At 72.8% G+C, this 19,514-nt stretch carries 19 protein-coding genes; 6 read left to right on the forward strand and 13 right to left on the reverse strand.

Annotation, left to right across the window (positions count from 1 at the left end):
* From rapZ to WME96_RS30825, 5 genes are all read right to left on the reverse strand, one after another.
* Positions 1-1,062 (reverse strand): RNase adapter RapZ, encoded by a 1,062-nt coding sequence (rapZ, locus tag WME96_RS30805; protein WP_437285163.1) that lies wholly within the window; start codon positions 1,060-1,062, stop codon positions 1-3.
* Positions 1,059-2,354 (reverse strand): HPr(Ser) kinase/phosphatase, encoded by a 1,296-nt coding sequence (hprK, locus tag WME96_RS30810; protein WP_437285164.1) that lies wholly within the window; start codon positions 2,352-2,354, stop codon positions 1,059-1,061. Before hprK ends, rapZ begins: the two co-directional genes overlap by 4 nt.
* A complete protein-coding gene (locus WME96_RS30815; protein ID WP_437285165.1) occupies positions 2,351-2,830 on the reverse strand; it encodes a PTS sugar transporter subunit IIA in 480 nt (159 codons plus the stop codon). The genes hprK and WME96_RS30815 overlap by 4 nt, the downstream gene beginning before the upstream one ends.
* Positions 2,831-3,215: 385 nt before the next feature.
* Complete coding sequence (hpf, locus tag WME96_RS30820) at positions 3,216-3,575, reverse strand: ribosome hibernation-promoting factor, HPF/YfiA family (RefSeq protein ID WP_061617637.1); 360 nt, start codon at positions 3,573-3,575, stop codon at positions 3,216-3,218.
* 216 nt (positions 3,576-3,791) lie between these two features.
* Complete coding sequence (locus WME96_RS30825) at positions 3,792-4,136, reverse strand: sigma-70 domain-containing protein (protein ID WP_433927697.1); 345 nt, start codon at positions 4,134-4,136, stop codon at positions 3,792-3,794.
* Between the two features lie 327 nt (positions 4,137-4,463).
* Between WME96_RS30825 and WME96_RS30830 the strand changes: the two genes are divergently transcribed.
* Positions 4,464-5,330 (forward strand): oxygenase MpaB family protein, encoded by an 867-nt coding sequence (locus WME96_RS30830; RefSeq protein WP_437285166.1) that lies wholly within the window; start codon positions 4,464-4,466, stop codon positions 5,328-5,330.
* 34 nt (positions 5,331-5,364) lie between these two features.
* Here the strand turns inward: WME96_RS30830 and WME96_RS30835 are convergent, their stop codons facing one another.
* Complete coding sequence (locus tag WME96_RS30835; RefSeq protein ID WP_437285167.1) at positions 5,365-6,420, reverse strand: serine/threonine-protein kinase; 1,056 nt, start codon at positions 6,418-6,420, stop codon at positions 5,365-5,367.
* Between the two features lie 329 nt (positions 6,421-6,749).
* Here WME96_RS30835 and WME96_RS30840 point away from each other — a divergent pair, with 329 nt between their 5' ends.
* Positions 6,750-7,781 carry an isocitrate/isopropylmalate dehydrogenase family protein gene (locus WME96_RS30840; protein ID WP_437285168.1) on the forward strand — a complete coding sequence of 344 codons (1,032 nt, stop codon included), beginning with the start codon at positions 6,750-6,752 and terminating at the stop codon, positions 7,779-7,781.
* A 57-nt stretch (positions 7,782-7,838) separates the two neighbouring features.
* Here WME96_RS30840 and WME96_RS30845 read toward each other — a convergent pair whose 3' ends face one another.
* The gene (locus WME96_RS30845) at positions 7,839-9,641 is read right to left on the reverse strand and encodes an ATP-binding protein (protein WP_437285169.1); all 1,803 of its coding nucleotides are present in this window, start codon (positions 9,639-9,641) and stop codon (positions 7,839-7,841) included.
* A 149-nt stretch (positions 9,642-9,790) separates the two neighbouring features.
* A complete protein-coding gene (locus tag WME96_RS30850) occupies positions 9,791-10,234 on the reverse strand; it encodes a gamma-glutamylcyclotransferase family protein (RefSeq protein WP_437285170.1) in 444 nt (147 codons plus the stop codon).
* Positions 10,235-10,569: 335 nt separating this feature from the next.
* Between WME96_RS30850 and WME96_RS30855 the strand changes: the two genes are divergently transcribed.
* Entirely contained in the window at positions 10,570-10,794 is a 225-nt protein-coding gene (locus tag WME96_RS30855; protein WP_437285171.1) for a hypothetical protein, read from the forward strand.
* A gap of 34 nt (positions 10,795-10,828) precedes the next feature.
* Here WME96_RS30855 and WME96_RS30860 read toward each other — a convergent pair whose 3' ends face one another.
* Both WME96_RS30860 and WME96_RS30865 read right to left on the reverse strand, forming a co-directional pair.
* On the reverse strand, positions 10,829-11,500 hold the full coding sequence (locus tag WME96_RS30860) for a DUF2378 family protein (protein ID WP_437285172.1): 672 nt from the start codon (positions 11,498-11,500) through the stop codon (positions 10,829-10,831).
* A 343-nt stretch (positions 11,501-11,843) separates the two neighbouring features.
* Positions 11,844-12,362: a DinB family protein gene (locus WME96_RS30865; protein WP_437285173.1), complete on the reverse strand. Its 519-nt coding sequence runs from the start codon at positions 12,360-12,362 to the stop codon at positions 11,844-11,846.
* 260 nt (positions 12,363-12,622) lie between these two features.
* Between WME96_RS30865 and WME96_RS30870 the strand changes: the two genes are divergently transcribed.
* Positions 12,623-13,018 (forward strand): VOC family protein, encoded by a 396-nt coding sequence (locus tag WME96_RS30870; RefSeq protein ID WP_437285174.1) that lies wholly within the window; start codon positions 12,623-12,625, stop codon positions 13,016-13,018.
* A gap of 243 nt (positions 13,019-13,261) precedes the next feature.
* Positions 13,262-13,981, forward strand: coding sequence for a M15 family metallopeptidase (locus tag WME96_RS30875; RefSeq protein ID WP_437285175.1), 720 nt, complete (start codon positions 13,262-13,264; stop codon positions 13,979-13,981).
* Positions 13,982-13,990: 9 nt separating this feature from the next.
* On the opposite strand, the gene WME96_RS30880 is transcribed toward WME96_RS30875, so the two are convergent.
* Together WME96_RS30880 and WME96_RS30885 are read right to left on the reverse strand one after the other, a co-directional pair.
* Positions 13,991-14,482 (reverse strand): acyl-CoA thioesterase, encoded by a 492-nt coding sequence (locus WME96_RS30880; RefSeq protein WP_437285176.1) that lies wholly within the window; start codon positions 14,480-14,482, stop codon positions 13,991-13,993.
* Positions 14,483-14,578: 96 nt separating this feature from the next.
* Positions 14,579-17,407, reverse strand: coding sequence for an ATP-binding protein (locus tag WME96_RS30885; protein WP_437285177.1), 2,829 nt, complete (start codon positions 17,405-17,407; stop codon positions 14,579-14,581).
* Positions 17,408-17,455: 48 nt separating this feature from the next.
* On the opposite strand from WME96_RS30885, the gene WME96_RS30890 reads away from it, so the two are divergent.
* A complete protein-coding gene (locus WME96_RS30890; protein ID WP_437285178.1) occupies positions 17,456-18,637 on the forward strand; it encodes a hypothetical protein in 1,182 nt (393 codons plus the stop codon).
* Between the two features lie 108 nt (positions 18,638-18,745).
* Here WME96_RS30890 and WME96_RS30895 read toward each other — a convergent pair whose 3' ends face one another.
* Positions 18,746-19,372 carry a hypothetical protein gene (locus WME96_RS30895; RefSeq protein ID WP_437285179.1) on the reverse strand — a complete coding sequence of 209 codons (627 nt, stop codon included), beginning with the start codon at positions 19,370-19,372 and terminating at the stop codon, positions 18,746-18,748.
* Positions 19,373-19,514: the final 142 nt, after the last annotated feature.

Consider the following 19,514-nt stretch of genomic DNA (forward strand, 5'->3'; position numbering starts at 1 on the left):
TCACCGCTCGCCCCCCGTCACGCTCTTGCCCGATGCCGGGCGAGACTCCGGCGCGGCCACCCCAGACGGCGTCAGCCGGAGGTCCACGCTCGGGGTCCCGGCCAGCCCCTCGCCCACCGAGGGTACTATACTCCCGCTCGCCCGGGCGACGTCTCGATGAACGACCGTGATCGGGAGCCCCGTCTTCCGCCGCAGGCTGTCGCTGAGGACGTTGGTGAGCACGACGGACCGGTGCCGGCCGCCGGTGCACCCGATGCCGACGGTGAGGTAGCTCTTCCCCTCGCTGGCGTAGCGCGGCATGCAGAACGACAGGAGCTGCTCCGTCCTGCCGATGAACTCGAGGGCGTCCGGGTTCTTGAGGATGTAGTCCCGCACCGGCTCGTCGTTGCCCGTCAGCTCGCGCAGGCCGTGGACGAAATACGGGTTGTCGAGGAAGCGGACGTCGAGGAGCAGGTCGGCGTCGAGCGGGATGCCGTACTTGTAACCGAACGAGACGAAGCGGGTGGACATCACGGGCAGATCCACCTTGGCCGGGCGCAGCCGCTCGAGGACGACGCGGCGCAGGTCGTGCGTCGACAGCCGCGTCGTGTCGAGCTCGATGGTCGCCCGGGCCCGCAGCGACGCGAGCCGCTCGCGCTCGAGGAGGACGCCGTCGAGCATCGCGATGGCGCCGCTGCCGCCGGTGGTCAGCGGGTGGGGGCGCCGCGTCTCGCTGAAGCGCCGGAGCAGCGTCTCGTCCGAGGCGTCGAGGAAGAGGATCACGACGTCGCGGCCGACGCGGATCTGGTCGAGCGCCGCCGTGGCGCCCGCGAGGAACGAGCCGACCCGGACGTCGATGCCGAGCCCGATGCGGGTGATCCCGCCCGCCTCGCACGCCTCGACCGCCGGCCGGACGAGCGACGTCGGGAGGTTGTCGACGCAGAAGAAGCCGAGGTCCTCCAGCGCGTGGAGCGCCGTCGACTTGCCCGCGCCGGACAGCCCCGTGACCACGACGACCCGCCCCGGCGCTGCCTCGGACGGCGCGTGCGCCGGCGGCTGCGGAGGACCGCTCGCGCCGCTCACCCTCGCCTCCTCGGCCGCGGCAGGCTCACCGACGACTCCGTGGCGACGAACCCGGAGCCCGGTCGGTCGGGGGGCGGCCTCGCCCGATCCGGGGGCTGCCGGAAGGCGCTGCTCGGCGGGCTCGGCGCGTCCCTGTCGTAGCCGGGCCGCGGCGGCCGGGGCGGGCCGGGCGGCGCCGCGCTCCGCTGGGTCCCCTCCTCCGCGAACCGGACGGGCGGCGGCACCGACGACTCCTCCGGCGTGCGCTCGCCGAGCAGCTCGCCCTCGACGTTGCCGAAGAACTCGCGCGCCGCGTGGAACCCGGCGTTCTTCAGGAGCTCGTTGCGCGCGGCGACCTCGAGGATCGACGCCATGTCGCGGCCGGGCCGCACCGGGATGACGAGCTCCCGGATCTTCACGCCGAGGATCGTGTGGTACCGCTCGTCGAGCCCGAGCCGGTCGTACTCGGTGTCCTTCGACCACTCGACGAGCTTCACCACGACGTCGATGCGCTTGCGCTCGCGGATCGAGGTGACGCCGAAGAGGTCCTTCACGTTGAGGATGCCGAGGCCGCGCACCTCGAGGTGGTAGCGGAGGAGCTCCGCCGGGGCGCCGAACACCATGCCGGGCGGGCGGTAGTCGCACTCCACGGCGTCGTCGGCCACGAGCCGGTGGCCGCGCATCACGAGATCGAGCGCGCACTCGCTCTTGCCGATCGCGCTCGACCCCATGAGCAGGAGCCCCACGCCGAAGACGTCGACGAGCACGCCGTGCAGGCGGATGCGCGGCGCTAGGCGATCGTCGAGCAGCGCGTGCAGCGCGGTGATCGTCACGCTCGACCGCACCGCCGAGATCAGCAGCGGCGTCCCGGACTCCTCGGCGCACTGCGCGAGCTCCGGCACGGGGAAGAAGCCGATCCCGGAGCTGTTCGTCTCGAACGGCTGGTCGCCCTGCGTGAGGATGACGCAGCACAGGCCGAGCTCGAAGAAGCCGCGCAGCGACAGGAGCCGGTCCTCGCGTGAGAGCTTGTGGAGGAACGAGAGCTCGGTCTGGCCGAGGATCTGCACCCGCGTCGGGACGATGCCGTGGAAGTGGCCGACGAGCGCGAGGCCCGATTTCTGGATGCGGGTGTTCATGATGGGCCGGTCGAGGCCCGCCGCGCCCGCGATCAGCGAGAGCTCGATGCCGAGCCCCTCGTCGGCCATCAGGCTCCGCACCGTGAGCACGGGGCGGTCCACCCGCCCTCCGCCGCCCGGCGGAGCGCCCCGGTCGCCCCGGTCCCCGTCCTGTCTGCTGCCGCGCGCGTCGCTCACGGTACCGACCTCCCTTCCTCCGCGGCGATGAGCTCGAACGCCGCCCGCCCGGTCGAGGCGCCGAGCAACCGCTTCCTGAACGTCTCGTCCCGCAGCAGCCGCGAGATGCGCGCCAGGGTCTTGAGGTGCTCCCCGGTGGCCCGCTTCGGCCCGATCACGGCGACGAGGATGGACACCGGCGCCCCGTCGATCGCGTCGAAGTCGATCGGCTTCGGGCAGAGCAGGACCGCGCCGATCAGCCGCTCGACGCCCTCCATGGCGCCGTGGGGGATGGCCACGCCGCTGCCGACCCCGGTGGACTGGAGGCGCTCGCGCTCGGCGAGCACCCGCTCGACGTCCTCGCCCTTGATTCCCTGCTGCCCTGTCGCGAGCAGGGCGGCGAGCCGGCGGAGCGCGTCCGCCTTCGAGCGGACGACCCCCTCCTGCTCGCTGGCGACGGATACCTGGTGCGCGGTCAAGATGTCGCAGACTTGCATGCTGGTTTCGGCGCTCTGGCGAGGTGAGGGGGCTCTGGGTGGCGCACGCGGCACGGCCGGCGCAGCGCTCGGCCAGGGCCAGGCGCGCCGACGTTGCCATCGTACCCTGGGTACCTCGGGTACGCGACTCAAGGACGCTATCGCGAGGAGCGGTCCGGAGGGAGGTGTTCTTCCGCTGCTGCGCCCGCGTCGTGGTCGACGCGTCGCTGCGGGCTGCCGCCGCGCTCGTCGCGGGCGCGACGGCAGCGCTCCCCGGGCAGGTTGTGCAGGGGAGCGCGCCGCGCCCGTCGCAGGCGCGACGAGCGCCCCGCGCCGCCGCGCCCGCGACGGGCGCGGCGGCTCACCTCCAGGAGCGCGCCGCGGCCTCAGCGGCAGGCGCGCTGGCTCACGTTCTGGAGCGCGCCGCGGCCTCTCGCTCCACCTCGGCGGCGTACTCGCCCGCGCTCGTGCCATTGCGCTTGCGGGCGATGGTGTGTCCCTTGCCATCGCGGATCTGCCGCTCGAGCTTGTCCAGCACCATGTCGATCGAAGCGTACATGTCCTCACCCCGCTCGGTCGCCTGGAAGGCCAGGCTGCCCGAGGAGAGGCGCACGTCGGCGACGTGTTCCAGGCCCTCGACCGAGAGGGTCACCTGCGCCGTCATCGCCTGCCTCAGGAATTTCTGAAGCTTGGCCACCTTCTCGTGCGCGTGCTTCTTGACGGCCTCGGTACCCACCATGTGCCGGAACGTGATCGTGATGTTCATCGGGCCAGCCTTCCTTCCCCCTGATGCGTAGATGAAACAATCGACTACGGCTACAGAGCACCCCTCCATCTCCATAGTAACACCGCTGTAGAGCTCCGGTCTTCCATCAACGAAGGTGCCCTTTCGTTTTGTTGGTTTCGCTCTGGGTCGCTCCCTTGCGCCGTCGCTGCGCCTTGCCGCGCCGCGCCGCGACGCGACCGGCGCGGGCCGCCCCCCTCAACAAGCCTTGGCGCGCCCCGCTTGTTCCAGCGCCCGGCGCACCGCGTGCGGGGCATGGCCACAGGCCAGCGCGATCTCGCCGATGGTGGGCCTGCGCCCGAGCTCGGCGGCGAGCCGCCTGGCGCTCTCGAGGACGGCGCGGAGCACCTCGACGTCGCCCGGGTCCAGCGGCTCGGCGACGCGGAGGCCCTCGGACTCGAGCCGATCGATGATGTGCTCCACCTCCTCGTACGAGACCGCCCGGCGATCGATGACCTCGGCGATGTCGTTGAGGTCCACCCGGCCGCTCGAGCGGTGGCGTGTGAGGAGCTCCTGGATCATGTCGTCAATGACGGGCCGCACGGAGCTAGGGTGGCACCTGCGCGCAGCCCACGCACGCCCCGACGCCCGCACGACTGAGCCCCTCGAGCGCCGGGGTCACAGGTCCGCGATCGTCGCGGCCGCCGGCCCGGCCGCCGCGGCCGCCGGTCACCGCCTGCTCGCCGCCGGGCGCCCGCCTCCCCCGCCCTGGGCCCGCGGCGCGCCACGTCCGCGCGCCACGTCCGCCCCCGCCCATTTCATCCGTTCGATAACCGCTCGACAACGTCAACGACGTTTCCGCCGGGAGCCGCGGAGGGTTGATGGTAGATACCGAGTCGACATCGAGCGGATACGCGACAGGAGATCTCCATGCGCTGGCTCCCCCCCGAGTCGCGATCGCGCCATGCGATCCGCGACCACATCGAGGCAAACCTCGACCCCGTCGAGGATCACCAGGAGATCATATTTCTCTCGACGTGCTACGATTTCCCGTGGGACACGCAGCGCGCCCTGGAGCTCGCGCTGGTCCGCGTCTTCGGCATCGCGAAGAGCTCACCGCTCCTCGTGCGGACTGGCGAGTTCCTGGAGCGCACCCAGAAGCGTTACGACGACACGGTGCTCATCCTCTCCGAGATGCTGGAGAACGGATACGACAGCGAGCGCGGCCGGGCGGCGCTGCGGCGCATGAACCGGCAGCACGGGCGTTACGCCATCCCGAACGACGAGTACCTGTACACGCTGTCGACGTTCGTCTTCGAGCCCGTGCGCTGGAACGAGCGCTTCGGCTGGCGCCCGCTGACCGGGAAGGAGAAGCTCGCGACGTACCATTACTGGAAGCAGGTCGGGGCGCTGATGAACATCAGGGACATCCCGCCGAGCTACGAGGCGTTCGAGCGGTTCAACGTGGACTTCGAGGCGGAGCACATGCGGTTCTCCGACGACAACCGGAGGCTCGCCGTCGCGACGCGGGACCTCATGCTGAGCTGGGTGCTGCCGGGGGCCCTGCGGCCCCTCGGGGCGCGGGTCGTCCACGCGCTCTTCGACGATCGTCTGCTCGACGCGCTCGGGCTGCCGCGGCCCTCCCCCGCCCTGCGCCGCCTCGTCGAGGGGGCGCTCCGTGCGCGCGGCCCGGTCCTGCGGGCGATGCCCCGCCGGCGCGAGCCGCGCCTGCTCACCAGGAAGAAGACCCGCACCTATCCGGACGGCTACCGCGTCGAGGACCTCGGCGCGCGATGATCGGGGCGCGCCCGGCGCGCGGCGGCGTGTCCGCTCAGGGGAGCTGGCGGCGCAGGAACTTCAGCGCCTCGCGCGCGGCCGGGTTCACCGGCTCGTAGACGTCCGGGGTCTTCCTGAGCGGCGCCCCGATCGGCTCGCCGGGGCGGACGCCGAGGATGCGCTCGACGTCCTCCAGGAGCGATTGCATCGAGTCGAAGCGGTTGCCGGGCAGCTTGCGGAGCGCGGTGGCGACCAGCGCCTCGATGCGCCGATCGATGCCGGGGCGGATCGTGCTCAGCCGCGGGGCCGCGGTGCACGCGTGCTGGGCGACGACCACCACGTCGTCCGGCGAGGAGAACGGGAGCTGGCCCGCGAGCATGCGAAACATCGTGATGCCGAGCGCGTAGACGTCGGTGCGGCCGTCGACGGGATCGGCGAGGGCCTGCTCCGGGGCCATGTAGGGGACGGTGCCCAGCACGAGGCCCGCCGCGGTCGTGGGGCCCGATCGCAGCTTCGCGAAGCCGAAATCCATCATCTTGAGCACGCGCGGGCCGCCCGCGGAGCGGACGAGGAACATGTTGTCCGGCTTCACGTCGCGGTGGATGATCCCGGCCGCGTGCGCGGAGGCGAGCGCCGACGCCGCCTGCCGGATCAGCGGCAGCGCGACGGCCTCGCTCACGGCCACCTCGCGGCGGAGCAGGACGCCGAGCGACTCGCCGGTGAGGAGCTCGAGCACGATGAAGGGGGACCCGTCCTTGCGATCGCCCGCGTCGAGGACCCGGATGATGTTCGGGTGCCCGAGCTCGGCCGCCACCTCGAGCTCGCGGAGGAACCGCTCGCGCTGGGTCCGGTCGGCAGCGAAGCTGCGGTTCAGGATCTTGATCGCGACCTGCTCCTTCGTGTGGCTGTCCACGGCGAGGTACACGCGCGACATCCCGCCCGCGCCGATGAAGCCCTGGATGACGTAGCGATCCTCGAGGACGGCGCCGAACTGCCGCGTCGGCTGCGCGGGCGGCGCGGCCGACAGGGACTGGACCAGGCGGGCGCCGTCGTCGGGGCAGAACGCGTACGAACGGTCGGCGTAACCGCGGTGGCAGCGCGGGCAGATCATGGGCGCGCGACATGATGGGGGCGCGGGCGGGGATCCTCAAGGGACTTGCGCCCCGGCGGGCCATCGAGCGTGAACCAACGTGAAACAACGCGGACCACGACACGAAACAGACCGGACGAGCGCGGAGCGACATGGACACGCGCGGAGCAGCGCGGAGCGCGTGAAACACTCGAAACATGTGGAGCGCGCAGAGGTCAGAACGCACCTCACGATGTTCCGTCCGAGTGCTCGATCTACCGTCCCGGGAGGTAGATCGCGGCGCGGACCTCGGCTATGCGTGCGCCTTTCCTGGTCGACGCGATGGACCCCGAGCCCGAGAGACACAGCCCGTGACATCACAGAAGCAGACCGCGACCCTCATCCCTGGTGACGGCATCGGCCCCGAGATCGTGGAGGCGACGCTGCGCGCCCTCGACGCGCTCGGCTCGCCTTTCGAGTGGGAGACGTGCGTGGCCGGCATGGCCGGCGTGAAGGACTTCGGCGACCCGCTGCCCCGGGCCACGCTCGACAGCATCCACCGCACGCAGCTCGCGCTCAAGGGGCCGCTCGAGACGCCGATCGGCGGCGGATACCGGTCGTCGAACGTGCGCCTGCGGCAGGAGTTCCAGCTCTATGCGAACGTGCGGCCCGCGCGCACGCTGATCCCCGGCGGGCGCTTCGAGAACATCGACATCGTGCTCGTGCGGGAGAACCTCGAGGGCCTGTACGTGGGCTTCGAGCATTACATCCCGATCGGGAGCGACGAGCACGCGGTGGCGATCGGCTCGGGCGTGAACACGCGGGTCGGCTCGCGCCGCATCGCCGAGTACGCCTACAACTACGCCGAGAAGCACGGCCGCAAGAAGGTCACCATCGTCCACAAGGCGAACATCATGAAGGCGCTCACCGGCATCTTCCTCGAGACGTCGCGCGAGGTGGGCCGGGCCTTCGAGGGCCGCGTGGCGACCGACGAGCGCATCGTCGACGCGTGCGCGATGCAGCTCGTGCTGAACCCGTGGCAGTTCGACGTCATCGTCACGACGAACCTCTTCGGCGACATCCTGTCGGACGAGATCGCGGGCCTGATCGGCGGCCTGGGCATGGCGCCGGGGGCCAACATCGGGCACAACGCCGCCATCTTCGAGGCGGTGCACGGCTCGGCGCCGGACATCGCCGGCAAGGGCGTCGCGAACCCGATCGCGCTCATGCTGGCCGCCGCGATGATGCTCGATCACGTGGGCGAGCGGGAGCTCGCCGCCCGCCTGCGCGCCGGCATCGACGGGGCGCTCAACGCGGACGGGGTGCGCACCCGCGATCTCGGCGGCAAGGCGGACACGAAGACGCTCACGGACGCGATCGTGGCGCGCATCAAGAACGGCTGATCGAACGCGGCGGGCCTCGCGGCCGGCGTCACCGCGGCGGGCGCGGGGGCCGCGGGGTCAACCGTCGCCCGCGGGCGCTCCCGGGAGCGGGAGCGCGACGTGGAATGACGTCGACTCGTCCGGCGTGCTCTGCGCCCAGATCCGGCCGCCGTGCGCCTCGACGATGCCCTTGCAGATGTAGAGCCCGAGGCCGGTGCCGGGCGGGGCCTTGCTGGACGGGCCTGACGAGAGCCGCTGGAACCGCTGGAACAGCCGCGGCAGCTCGTCCGGCGGGATGCCCTGGCCGCGGTTCTCGACCGCCACCTCCACCTCGGCGCCGCGGCGCGAGAGCGTCACCCGGGTCGGCGCGCTCGGGTCGCCGTACTTGGCGGCGTTCAGGAGGAGGTTTCCGATCACCTGGTCCATGCGCGCCGGGTCGACGAGGACGGGCGGCACGCCCTCGTCGACGGCGAGCACGACGGCGCGATCGGGCCGCTCGGCTGCTGCGAGCTCGACGGCGGCGCGGAGCTGGGCGCCGAGGTCCGTCGGCCGCGGCTCGACCGAGAAGCGCCGCGCCTCGATCTTCGAGGCGTCGAACAGGTCGTCGATCATCTGCTCGAGGCGCCGGGCGCTGGCGAGGATCTTCTGGCTCCACCCCGAGGTGTCCTGGGACCGCCGCGACAGCATGCCCGCGTAGGCGGAGATCGCGGTGAGCGGCTGCTTGAGGTCGTGCGCGACGATGGAGGTCCACTCCTCGCGGAGCCGGGCGCGCTCTGCGTAGTGGGTGACGTCCTCGTAGCTGGCGACGGCGCCGAGGATCGCGCCGTTGTCGTCCCGGATGGGGCCGGCGCTCACGATGACGGGCACGAAGCTCCCGTCCGGCCTGCGGAACCACAGCTCCTCGCAGGTCGTCCCCTGGCCGCGCGCCGCGCGGACGAGGGGCATCTCGTGGTGCAGGAGCGGGCGTCCTCCCGGCTGGCACAGCCGCACGCCCGGCGCGCCTTCGGGCCACCCGGGTGTCTTGAGGGGATGCGGGCCGCCGCAGAGCTGCTCGCAGCGGCGGCTCGCGAGGAGCGAGTGGCCGCCGCGCTCGTCGAAGATCGCGATGGCGACGGGGAAATCCTCGATGATGATGCGCAGCCACTCCCGCTCGGCGGCGAGGCGGCTGTCCGCCTCGCGGAGCGCGGCCCGGGCGTCCTGCAGGAGGGCCTCGGCGCGCTGCAGCGCGGGCGAGCGCGCGGCGGGGGCGTCGTCGAGCGCGTCCGCGGGGTGGCGCTCGGCGCGCTGCTCCGCCGCGCGCTCGGCGGCCTGGAGCGCGAGGCCGAACAGCGCGCCGAGCGCCTGGACGCGCGGGAGGAGCTCCTGCGGCGGCGCGCTGCGGCCGGCGAAGGCGCAGGTGAGGACGCCGAGCAGCCCGCGTGCGCCGAGCAGGGGGGCGCACAGCACCCAGCACGGTCCCAGGCACGCCTCGATGGCGCGGACGTCGTGGAAGCGCTCGCGCGCCGCCTCGTCCGCCGCCGTGTGCTCGACGCGCCGGCCCTCCGCGGCGCGCCGCACGAGCGATGGGGTGCTCGGGAGGTCGTCGAGCGCCGCGGCGCGCTCGCCCGGCAGCGCGATCGGCGATCCGTGCGAGGCGAGCAGGCGGGTGGGGAGCGCGCCGTCTGCCGGCGCGCCGTGGACGAGCGCGACGTCGGCGCCGAGCAGCCGGGCGGCCAGCGCGACGAGGGTGGGGTGGAGCTCCTGCCGGTCGAGCTTCCCCGAGAGCGCGGCGGACGCCTCGGCGACCGCTTCCGCGAGCTGGTCGGTGGCCGATGCGGGCTCTCCGGTCGCGCCCGGGAGGCGGTCATGCCCCGAGGTCCTCGTCACGTGTCCTCGCACCATGCCCTAGCACCTGCGCAGGGAGGCGCCGCTCGAGCGGAGGGGTGTGGATGCTATCCGGGCGGGATGGCGCGGCGAGCGGCGGGTGGCGGGGCGGCGGCGCGCGGGTGGCGGGGCGGCGCGCAGCGGGCCGGAGGCGGCGGGCCGTGCTGTCAGCGGGAGGGGTCGAAGCGGCGTTTTGCCCAGCTCACGAGCGGGCTGTTGTCCCGGGTGCGGGTGGCGCCGGGTGCGCCGCGGCGTTTCCGCCAGTCGCCTTCGCGGACGCGCCGGCACCCTGCGGCCTGCTCCATCGAGAGGAGGTAGGCCTGGGCCTCGCGCCCGTCGGCGAGGCGGATGGCGGTTCGCCGGTGCAAGATCGGGTGTCCACGGTGCACGTCGAGCGCCGCGAGCGCGGCGGGCGAGAGGGCGTAGAGCTCGCCGGTCACGGCGACGAACCCGCCCTGGACGAGGGCGCCGCTCGTGCCGAGGTCGACGAGCGCGTACTGGGGGGTCGTGGTCGCCTCCCCGAGCGGGCGGGCCGAGGCGAGCCATTCGTGCTGGTCCTCGCCCTTCATGAGGTTGTCGTAGACGAAGAGCGCGATCTCGCTGGTGGTCATGTCGTGGTCCTCGCGACGGGCTCGCCGGCCCGGCAACGACCCTCGCAAAGGCAGGGAGCGAGCGCAAGGCCGGCGGGGGGAAGGTCGACGACGTCGCGGGCGCTGGAGCTCCAGAGGAATGTTGCACCTATCTGGCGAGAGGAGCTGCGGCTCCGGAAAGCGCCTCGAACGAGGTTGTCGGAGAGCCGATGTGGAGCCCGGAGCATCGGTTGATGGATATCATGCGAGCCTGCGTTGCCTGACGAGGATCTCGGCATACCAAGGCACGCGAAGGATGCCCAACACACCCATCTATTGGAGGTGCACGTGTCCCATGAAGTCCTTCGCGCAAGGGCATGAAGGCGGCAGTCGATCGACTCGGGCTCTCCGCCGAGGCAGGTCGCCAGCGGCGCTGGACCGATCTCAATGGGCAGAAGCTCGGCGTCACCCAGGCGAAGAGCGCCGATGTCGCTCGATACCCCGCCTCGATCCTTCGCTATCCCCCGCTGCCCGCACTCCGCTTCTCATCGAGCGCTCAGCTCTTCATCGAGCGCTCCGCCACCGGATCCCCCTCCCCTTGACCACCGTAGCGCCGACCCTCCCGCCGGCGCGGCCCTACCAGCTCACCACGAACTGAAGCGCATCGGGCCCTCGCACATCCACCGAGATCGTCGGCTTGGCGCCATAGCCCAGGACGAGCGCCTCGAAATTCCCGAGCGGGTACTCCAGCACACCGCGGAAGCCGCCGATGTCGATCTGCACCTCCGACGGCCCGAGCTGCCGCGCCCGCGCAGACGGGCCCTTCACGAGGGCGCCGAGGCTGCCCGTGTAGCGCATCAGCGCGGCGCCGGGATCGGTCGCGAGGTGCATCGTGATCCGGCCGAGCGCGCTCTCCCGGAAGGCCGACACCTGCTGCCGCGCGAGGCGACGGTAGGCCTCGCGCGAGCTCCGGTTCGGGTGCGAGAGGCGCGCCGCTGCGTCATAGAGACGCAGGAAGTCGCGCATCGGATAGTCCGAGAACGGCAGGTAGAGCCCGCCCCGCGGCGGGCTCGACAGCGTCGGCACCACCTGAACGAACCGCTCCCCGAGCGTCGCCGCCAGCGCGTTGAAGAACATCCCCTTCATCGCGTAGAACTCGGGGACACTCGCCACCACACCGTCGATGTCGACGTTGCCGAGGAGCGGATCGGACGGACGTACCTCGAAGGACGCGCCGTTCGGCCCGACGAGCGTCCCCTCACTGGCCGGCGCGCTCGCCGGCATGACGCTTCGAGGGACGGTGCGCATGACACCGCTCCTGGGGATCGGCGTCTCGTTCGCCTGCCGGCGCTGATCGCTGCGGACCTCTTTCATGGGGAGCTCACGCGCAAAAAACTTCAACTCAGGACCACTTGCGGCAACCACCGCAGCGGAGGGAACATCGTCCGACGGTGCAATGGCCATGCCGTCTCCCCCTGAGACGAGTACCGCGCGAACACGGGGGTTCTCGTCAGATTTCCCTTGCATGGATGCAACGCCGCTTCAGCGCTGCAACCGGAGGCGGCGGCGAGGACGGTCGGGCGCCTCCGCTCGGGCCGCGAGCGCGCGTATGCCCAGGTACATCACCGTGCGCCCCGCCCGAGGCACCGCGTCACCGCACCGGCAGACCGAGCTCGCGGAGCTCTGCCTCGCGCAGCGGCAGCTCTGCCGCCATGAAGAACTCGTCGAGCTGCGGCGGCTTCACGCGCGTGCCGGCGAGCATCGCGTGCGCCTGCCCACGGTGGTGGATCTGGTGGACGAAGAGGTGCAACAGCACGCCTCCTACCCGATCGACCTGCACGTAATCCTCGCGCTGAATTTGCACCTCGTCGTCGAGCGCTGCGTCGCTGGAGAGCCGCTCGCAGAAGGCGACGAGGCGGCTGTCGGTCTCGCGCTGCGCCTGCCGCAGCGCGGCGAAGTCGGTGAACGGCGCGACGTCCTTGAAGATGTCGAGGCCGCGGCCGCCGCGCTCGAGCGCGTCGAGGTAGTACCAGTCGACGTGCAGGATGTGCGTCAGGGTCTCGTGGATCGAGGGGAAGAAGCTGGTCCGCTCGGCCGTGAGCTCATCGAAGGTGAGCTCGGCGCACGCGCGGTGGAGCCGGTGGTTCGACCAGGCGTTGTTCTCTGCCATGGAGCGAACTGTGGACAGCGAGTTCATGCGCGGGAGTATCGCGCGCCGTCCGTCCCTCGAGCCACCGCATGTCGCCCGGCGGCGGCGCGACAGCGACGGTGACGGCGCGGCCCGGCATCGGCGCGGCGGCCGCGCCTGCCGAGTTCGCGCGCCGCCGCCGCGGACCGCGCCGGGGGCCCTCGTCTCCTGACAGCACGCTGTCAGGAGGGCGGTTCCATGATGCCGGTGCGTGCGGGCCGGACGCCCGCGAGGAGGTGTTCATGAGCGGAGAATTCGGCGGTGTGATCGTCTATGTGCCCGACGCGCTGGAGGCAGCGGCGTTCTACGAGCGCGCGTTCGGCTTCGAGCGGAAGTTCGTCTCTGGCAACAACGACTACTGCCAGATGCAGGGGGAGGTGCCGCTCGGGTTCGTGCGGGAGGACTTCGCCCAGAAAAACCTCCCCGAGTTCGTGAAGAACCGGGCCGGCGCGCGCCCGCCCGGGTTCGAGATCTGCGTCGCCAACAAGGACGTCGACGCGGCGTTCCAGCGCGCGGTCGAGGCCGGGGCGACGCCGGTCGAGCAGCCCCACGACGTGCCCTGGGGCCAGCGGATCTCCTACGTGCGCGATCTGAACGGCGTGCTCGTGGAGATCTGCTCGCCGTGGAGCGTCCCATGAGACCGGTCGCTGGGCGGCCGCGCGGCGCGCTCGCCGTCCGCGGTCCGTCGCGCGCGATGGTGTCGCTGCCGTGCAGCCGCGCCCTCCCGGAGACGCAGCGCGCCATCCCTCGGCTGGGTGCGCCCCCTGCCTCCTGACAGCGCTCTCCTGACGGGCGCTTGCGGCAAGTCCTTGCCGCCCTTCGCTCGGCCTGCTTAACCTCCGCGCGTGAACGCGAACGGCCGGACACGGGTGCATCTGCTCGTGGCAGCAGCGATCGCCCTGCTCGCGGCCGGCCCCCTGGGGCTCGGCGACGGGCCCGTGGCCGAGGCCAAGGAGGCCGCCCGGGCCAAGAGCAAGGGCAAGAGCAAGAAGCCGAAGCCGATCGAGTGCCGCCCGCAGAGCCCGCAGAAGTTCCTGAAGCGGCGCACCTTCGTCCAGAAGGGCATGCTCGTCCCGACGAAGCACGCCAAGGCGGTCCGCTACCTCGCCGAGCGCTACGGCCACGTCGAGACCGAGGAGACGCGGCGCTTCAACCCGGAGAGCGCGCACTCCCAGGCCACGACCGTGCAGTTCATGGGCCTGCCGCTCTCCATCCACGAGAAGATCGCCCCCGCGCTCCACTGCGTCGAGAAGCGGATCCGCGCGACGTGCTCCGGCAAGCCGCGCCGCTACACGCCGCGCGCGGTCGGCGGGTTCCGCACGGCGAACAGCTACCGCGGCGCGGAGATCTCGAACCACCTCTTCGGCATCGCCGTCGACATCGATCCCGACCGCAACCCGTGCTGCGGCTGCGTCGATCCGTGGCCCACGAGCCCGCTCTGCCAGGAGAAGAAGCGCACCGCCTACGAGCGCACCGCGCTCACCCGCTGCTGGATCAAGGCATTCGAGCGCTACGGCTTCGACTGGCTCGGCCACGACGACCTCGAGGACACGATGCACTTCGAGTTCCTCGGCAACCCCGATCGCTTCACGGCGAAGTAGCGCGAGCGGTCACGCGCCGCCGCGGCCGCCGCTGCGCCGGGAGAGCCGGCGGGCGCGCCGCTCGGCCGCGGCCTCGGCGAGGGCGCGATCCTCGTCCGTCTCGAGCCGGAGCGGCCGCACCGCGGTCGGCTTCAGCGACGCGTCGACCGCCACGAACGTCACGAAGGCCGTGACCGTGGGCCAGACGTCGCCCGTCGCCGCGTCCTCCCCCTCGACGGACACGAGGATCTCGAGCGACGTGCGGAAGGTGGCCGTCACCCGCGCCGCGAGACGGACGACCTGGCCGACCTTGATCCCGCGGTCGAACGAGAGGTCGTCGATGCCGGCGGTGATGACCGTGCTGCCGGTGTGCCGCTGCGCGCAGATGGCAGCGCACAGGTCGATCCAGGCGAGCACCTGGCCCCCGAAGATCGAGCCGAGCGCGTTCGCGTGCGTCGGCAGGACGTACTCGGTCATGGTCGTGACCGAATCGGCGGCGCGCTTTGCGGGCTGGACGTTCACCTGGCAGGCGTATCACGGGCGGCCGCCCGCGCCAGAGCACGCCGGCCCGCGCGCGCCGCACCCGGCCCGCGCGCGCCGTCGGTCCCCGCTCCGGCGTCAGCTCGACGTCGACGCCGTGCCGGGCCCCGGGAACGACGGCTCCTCCGGGGCGGAGGAGGCCGCGCGCCCGGGGCTCGACGCGACCGGCTTCGCGAGCCCCGGCGGGCCCGTCGGGAGCGTGGGCTCGTCCTCGAGGCGCGCCGCCGTGATCTTGAGCCGCCCGAAGATCGCCTCGGCCCGCTCGTTCATCGTCACCGCCTCGCGCCGCGCTGCCATGTTGGCGACGAAGCTCCGGTCGGTCGTCAGGAACCGCGCGTAGGCCTGGAAGGTGCGCGCGAGCTCGAGCTCGTTCCCCGTCTCCTCGAAGATGCTCACCGAGCGCGCGAAATAGGCGCGCGCGCTCTTCGTGTTCGCGCTGCCCCAGCCGCCCGCCGCCGTGATCTCCCCGAGCGTCCGCAGCGCGATCCCGAGGTGCACCTTGCTCCGCACCGAGGCGAACAGGTCCACCGCCCGGCTGATCGAGTCGCGCGCCTTCTCCAGGTCGCCCCGCAGCATGTACGCCTTCCCGAGCGCCCGCCGCGCCTCGGCGAGGCCGAGCCGGTCGCCGAGCTCGTCGCAGAGCTCCTCGGCCTGCTGCAGCACGCGCACCGCCTGGTCGGGATCGCCGCTCCGGTAGAGCGTGCCGCCGATGTTCGTCAGGATCAGCGCCGTGCGGTTGCGATCCCCGACCTGCCGCGCCACCTCGAGCGCCTCCTCGAACAGCTTGAGCGCGCGGCGGTGGTCGCGCTGATCCTGCGCGACCATGCCGAGGTTGTTCAGGCTCATCACGACCCCGAGCAGGTCCGAGATCTCGCGCCGGATCGCGAGCGACCGCTCGAACGTCGCGAGCGCCTGCTTGAACTCGCCCGAGTCCTGCAGGGCGAGGCCGAGGTTGTTCAGCGACAGCGCGATCGAGCGGCGATCCCCCATCTGCTCGCGGCGGGCGAGCGCGTCGCGCAGCCACTTCAGCGCCTCCTGGTACTCGCCCCGGAGCCAGTGCAGCTTGCCGATGTCGTCGATGGTCGAGGCCTTCCCCCGCTCGTCCCGCGCGCCCTCGAACAGGCGGAGCGCGGTCGTGAGGTGCTTGCCGGCCTCGTCGAGCGAGCCGCTGTCGCGGTAGAGCCGCCCGATGCGGTTGTGCGCGGCGCCGCCCTTGCGCCGGTTGTCGAGCCGGTAGGCGAGCGTCAGCATCTCGCGGAAGGCGGCGAGCGCGTCGTCGATGCGCCCGGCGAGCTGCAGGACGTCGCCGTAGTCGTGGAGCGCGTCGATGCGGCGCGCGACGTGCCCGTCGCCGAGCAGCGACAGCCCGCGCGCGTAGTACTCCGCGGCCTTCGCGTTCGAGTAGCGCCCGCGCGCCACGTCCCCGGCGTCGAGCAGCGACAGCCCCGCCCGCACCGCGTCGCCGATGCGCTCGCGGTGCATCGCGAGCTGCGCCAGGAACTCCTCGCTGGCGCGCACCGCCACCTGCTGCTCCAGCCACTCGGCGACCGCGTGGTGATACCGCCGCTGGGCCGCGGCGCCCATCCGCTTCTGGAGCGCCTCGCGCTCGTTGTCGTGCACGAACACGTACTCGTCCGAGCCCGCGAAGCTCGACTCGCCCTGCTTGCGCAGGTAGCCGCGGTCGCACAGCGAGCGGAGCGCGGCGTGGATCCGGTCGAGGTCCCTGTCGCTCTCCTCCTCGCCCCACAGCTCGGGGGCCTGACAGCCCGCCCGGCCGAGCACGAACAGCGCGCCGCTCCAGAACACCGGGCCGATCGTCGCGGCCTGCTCGAGCAGCAGCCGGCTCTCCTGGTCGAGCGCCGCGAGGCGGACGTTCACGGCGTCCTCGACGGTCATCGGCAGGCTCGCCGTCGACAGCTTCCCGAGGTGCACGCGCCAGCGCGGCCCGCCCGCGGAGTCGGGCGAGAGCTCCTCGATCACGCCCTGATCGTGGCAGATGCGGACCATCTGCTCGAGCAGCGCCGGGTTGCCGTTCGCGAAGGCGCACGCCGCCTCGACGAGCTCGGGCGGCGCGCCCGGCCGGGGCTGCGACTGCGCGCCCGCGGCGTCGACGACGACGACGTCCTCGCTCCCGCTCGGCATGCAGGGCGCGAGCAGCGCCCTCGCCATCGCCGCCGACTCGGCCTCGGCGAGCGGCGAGAGCTCGATCAGCGCGTGGCGCCGCTCGCCGACCTTGCCCCAGTCGTCCTGGCGGGTGAGCAGCTCCGGGCGGGCCACGCAGACGATCAGCACCGGGCCCGCGAGGTACTCGATGAGGTAGCGCAGCAGCGAGAGCGAGTCGTCGTGGGCGGCGTGCAGGTCCTCGAAGACGAGGCACAGCGGGCCGTGGGCGGCGTCCGCCTCGAGGAACGCCTTCAGGACGGCGCGGCGGATGAGGTCGGCCTGCGCGGGGTCGTCCTGCACCGCGCGGGTGAGCGGGCTGTCGCCGAACGCGAGCCCGATGAACTGGCCGAGGAAGTAGATGACGTCCCCGACCTTGCGGTCGCCCATCACGTGCGCCGCCTGCGCGCGGACCTCGGCGCGGGCGGCGTCCTTGTCCATGCCGTCCGAGAGGCCGAAGCGGGCGCGCAGGAGCCGCGTGAAGATGCCGTACGCCGACGCGATGTCGCCGGCGCTGCCCGAGGTGACGCGCAGCGCGGTGGAGCCCTGGCGCTGCCGCTCGAGGAACTCGCGCACGAGCCTGGTCTTGCCGATGCCCGGGGGGCCGACGAGCGTCACGGCGCGGGTGGAGCGCCCCCTCTCGACCGCCTCGAGGGCGCGCGCCAGCGCCGACAGCTCGGCCTCGCGCCCGATCAGCGGTGCGCGAGCGGGCGGCGCCGCGCCAATTGCACTGTCCTCTCGGCTCATCTCCCCTTCTGGCCTCCACGTCCCCCGGCTGCCGCAGCGCGGGACACGATGTTCGGAGCCTATACCAGGTTCGGCTTCCGTGGCGTGTGCGGTAAGCTGCAGGGCGTGGATGACGAGGTCACGGGAGGGCCGCGGAGCGCGGGCAGCACGGCGCGCGACGCCGCGGAGATCCGCGGGCGCATCGCGGCATGCTTCAGCCTGGCCGAGCTGCGCCGCTTCGCGCAGGAGCTCGGCGTGCCGGACATCCCCTGGGAGCGGGGGATCAAGGGCGCGGCGCACGAGCTCGTCCGCCGCTTCGAGCAGCGGCGCGAGCTCTGGTCGCTCGTCGAGCACCTCCGCGCCGTGAGGCCGCTCGTGGAGTGGCCCGACCTACGAACGGTGCCGCCCGCGTCGTCGGTCGGACAGGCGCACACCGACATCCCGCGGCCGGCGCCGCTGCCGAACCTCTCGCCGCTGCAGGCCCCCTCGCCTGTCGCGCAGATCCCGCCGACGCTGGCGCCGCCGCCGATCCCGCCGACCACGCGCACGCCGGGCGTCCCCGTGCCCGAGCCCACGAGGGCGCGCGCGCCCGGCGCCGCGCCGGCATACCGGCCGGCCGGCGCCCAGGGCGCCGCCGAGCGAGCGCCGGCGCGCGCGTCGCGCCGCGTCGACTCCCGCCTCCTGCTCGCGGCCCTGGGGCTCGTGGTGGTCAGCCTGGTCGTCGCCTTCCTGATCGGCAGGGCGTCGAGCGCGCCGGGCGAGGAGGCCGCGCGCGCGAGCGACGGCCGCGCGAGCGCGGCGGCCGCGAGCGCCGCGCCGCCGGCGCCGCGGCCGGACGGGGTCGCGGCGCGCGCGGCCGCCGCGGTCGAGCGCCGGATCGAGAGCGTGGCGCGGGCGTGCGAGATCCCGCCGGGCGCGGCGGAGGACGTGATGCGCCGCGCCTTCGCGCGCTGCGGTCCGGCGCCCGTGCTCCCCGCGCAGCGGGCGGCGCAGGGCGGTGCGCCGGACGGGGAGCCCCCGAGCGCGCCGCCGCCCGCCGCGGCCACGGAGCGCCGCGCGCCCGCCGCGGCCGGCAACCTCCCGGCGGCCGGCAACGCCGGGTGCGTGGGCGCGTGCGAGCGGCGCCACAAGGCGTGCAGGGCGACGCGATGCGGCAGCGAGCCCACGCAGAGCAGCCTGTACGAGCGCTACCAGAGCTGCCTGTCGACGTGCCTGGAGGAGGCGTCCAGGTGCCGCCTCGGCTGCCTCTGAGCGCCGGGCCGCAGGCGCGAGCGCCAGGGCCGCGCGGGCGGGAGCGCGAGGGCCATGCGGGCGGGAGCCCCGGGACCTGTGCCGGTGAGCGCGCCCTCGGGCCGGGCCTCAGATCGGCGGGCGGCTGCGGCGCATCACGCTGACCGTGGCGGTCGGCTGGTGCTCGGGGCAGCCGGTGCGGCCGGACGTGCTCGGATCGAAGTCGATCCGGAGGCACGTCTTGCAGACGCAGAGGTACGCGTCGTGGAACTCGCGGTAGCTCAGGATGTCGGCGGCGAACAGGCTGAGGACGATGTCGCTGAGCAGGTCCTCCTCGCGCGGGGACGGCTCCCAGAGCGCGGCGTCCCCGGCGGGGCGCACGCGCCCGCCGCTGACGGCAGCGGCGAGGAAGCGATCGTCCGCGGCCGGGGGCATGAAGGCGCGGAGCGAGGCGAGCACGCGGAACCGCGCCGCGTCGACGAGCCCCTGGAGCTCGGACTCGTCAGGGTCCGCGGAGACGGCCGGGCAGAGCGTCACCTGCTCGGAGAAGCCCTCGGTCACATGGCCCGGGCGCGGCATCCACCCGGGCGCCACGAGGTGCTTCTCGAACCACGCCGCGAGCGCTGCCGCGCTCCGGGGCGGCCTGTCGACGAACGTGAGCGCGGCGAGCAGCGCGCGGCGATCATTGCCCCTGGCGATGAGCGACGGAGCGGATGGAAGCGTGGGAATCGAGGTGTGGGAGTCCGCTTGACGCATGAACATCCCCCTTCAACTGCCCCAGTGTGCACGCGGACTTCTCGCCAGGTCTAGATGGGAGGACTCCCGGTTAGGGAATGCGGGACCACCTTCGACGCACGGCGTTATCCGATCGGCCACGCCGCGCGGGCGCAGAGATCGC

The sequence above is a fragment of the Sorangium sp. So ce406 genome (assembly GCF_051474675.1).
GTDB classification, from domain to species: Bacteria; Myxococcota_A; Polyangia; order Polyangiales; family Polyangiaceae; genus Sorangium; species Sorangium cellulosum_G.

Bases quoted from the DNA above. Each gene is read 5' to 3' on its own strand.
- WME96_RS30865 (WP_437285173.1), bottom strand. From the start codon at position 12,362: ATGGCAGAGAACAACGCCTGGTCGAACCACCGGCTCCACCGCGCGTGC.
- WME96_RS30815 (WP_437285165.1), bottom strand. From the start codon at position 2,830: ATGCAAGTCTGCGACATCTTGACCGCGCACCAGGTATCCGTCGCCAGC.
- WME96_RS30885 (WP_437285177.1), bottom strand. From the start codon at position 17,407: ATGAGCCGAGAGGACAGTGCAATTGGCGCGGCGCCGCCCGCTCGCGCA.
- WME96_RS30895 (WP_437285179.1), bottom strand. From the start codon at position 19,372: ATGCGTCAAGCGGACTCCCACACCTCGATTCCCACGCTTCCATCCGCT.
- hpf (WP_061617637.1), bottom strand. From the start codon at position 3,575: ATGAACATCACGATCACGTTCCGGCACATGGTGGGTACCGAGGCCGTC.
- WME96_RS30845 (WP_437285169.1), bottom strand. From the start codon at position 9,641: ATGGTGCGAGGACACGTGACGAGGACCTCGGGGCATGACCGCCTCCCG.
- WME96_RS30855 (WP_437285171.1), top strand. From the start codon at position 10,570: ATGAAGGCGGCAGTCGATCGACTCGGGCTCTCCGCCGAGGCAGGTCGC.
- WME96_RS30835 (WP_437285167.1), bottom strand. From the start codon at position 6,420: ATGATCTGCCCGCGCTGCCACCGCGGTTACGCCGACCGTTCGTACGCG.
- WME96_RS30830 (WP_437285166.1), top strand. From the start codon at position 4,464: ATGCGCTGGCTCCCCCCCGAGTCGCGATCGCGCCATGCGATCCGCGAC.
- WME96_RS30890 (WP_437285178.1), top strand. From the start codon at position 17,456: ATGTTCGGAGCCTATACCAGGTTCGGCTTCCGTGGCGTGTGCGGTAAG.
- WME96_RS30850 (WP_437285170.1), bottom strand. From the start codon at position 10,234: ATGACCACCAGCGAGATCGCGCTCTTCGTCTACGACAACCTCATGAAG.
- WME96_RS30860 (WP_437285172.1), bottom strand. From the start codon at position 11,500: ATGCGCACCGTCCCTCGAAGCGTCATGCCGGCGAGCGCGCCGGCCAGT.
- WME96_RS30870 (WP_437285174.1), top strand. From the start codon at position 12,623: ATGAGCGGAGAATTCGGCGGTGTGATCGTCTATGTGCCCGACGCGCTG.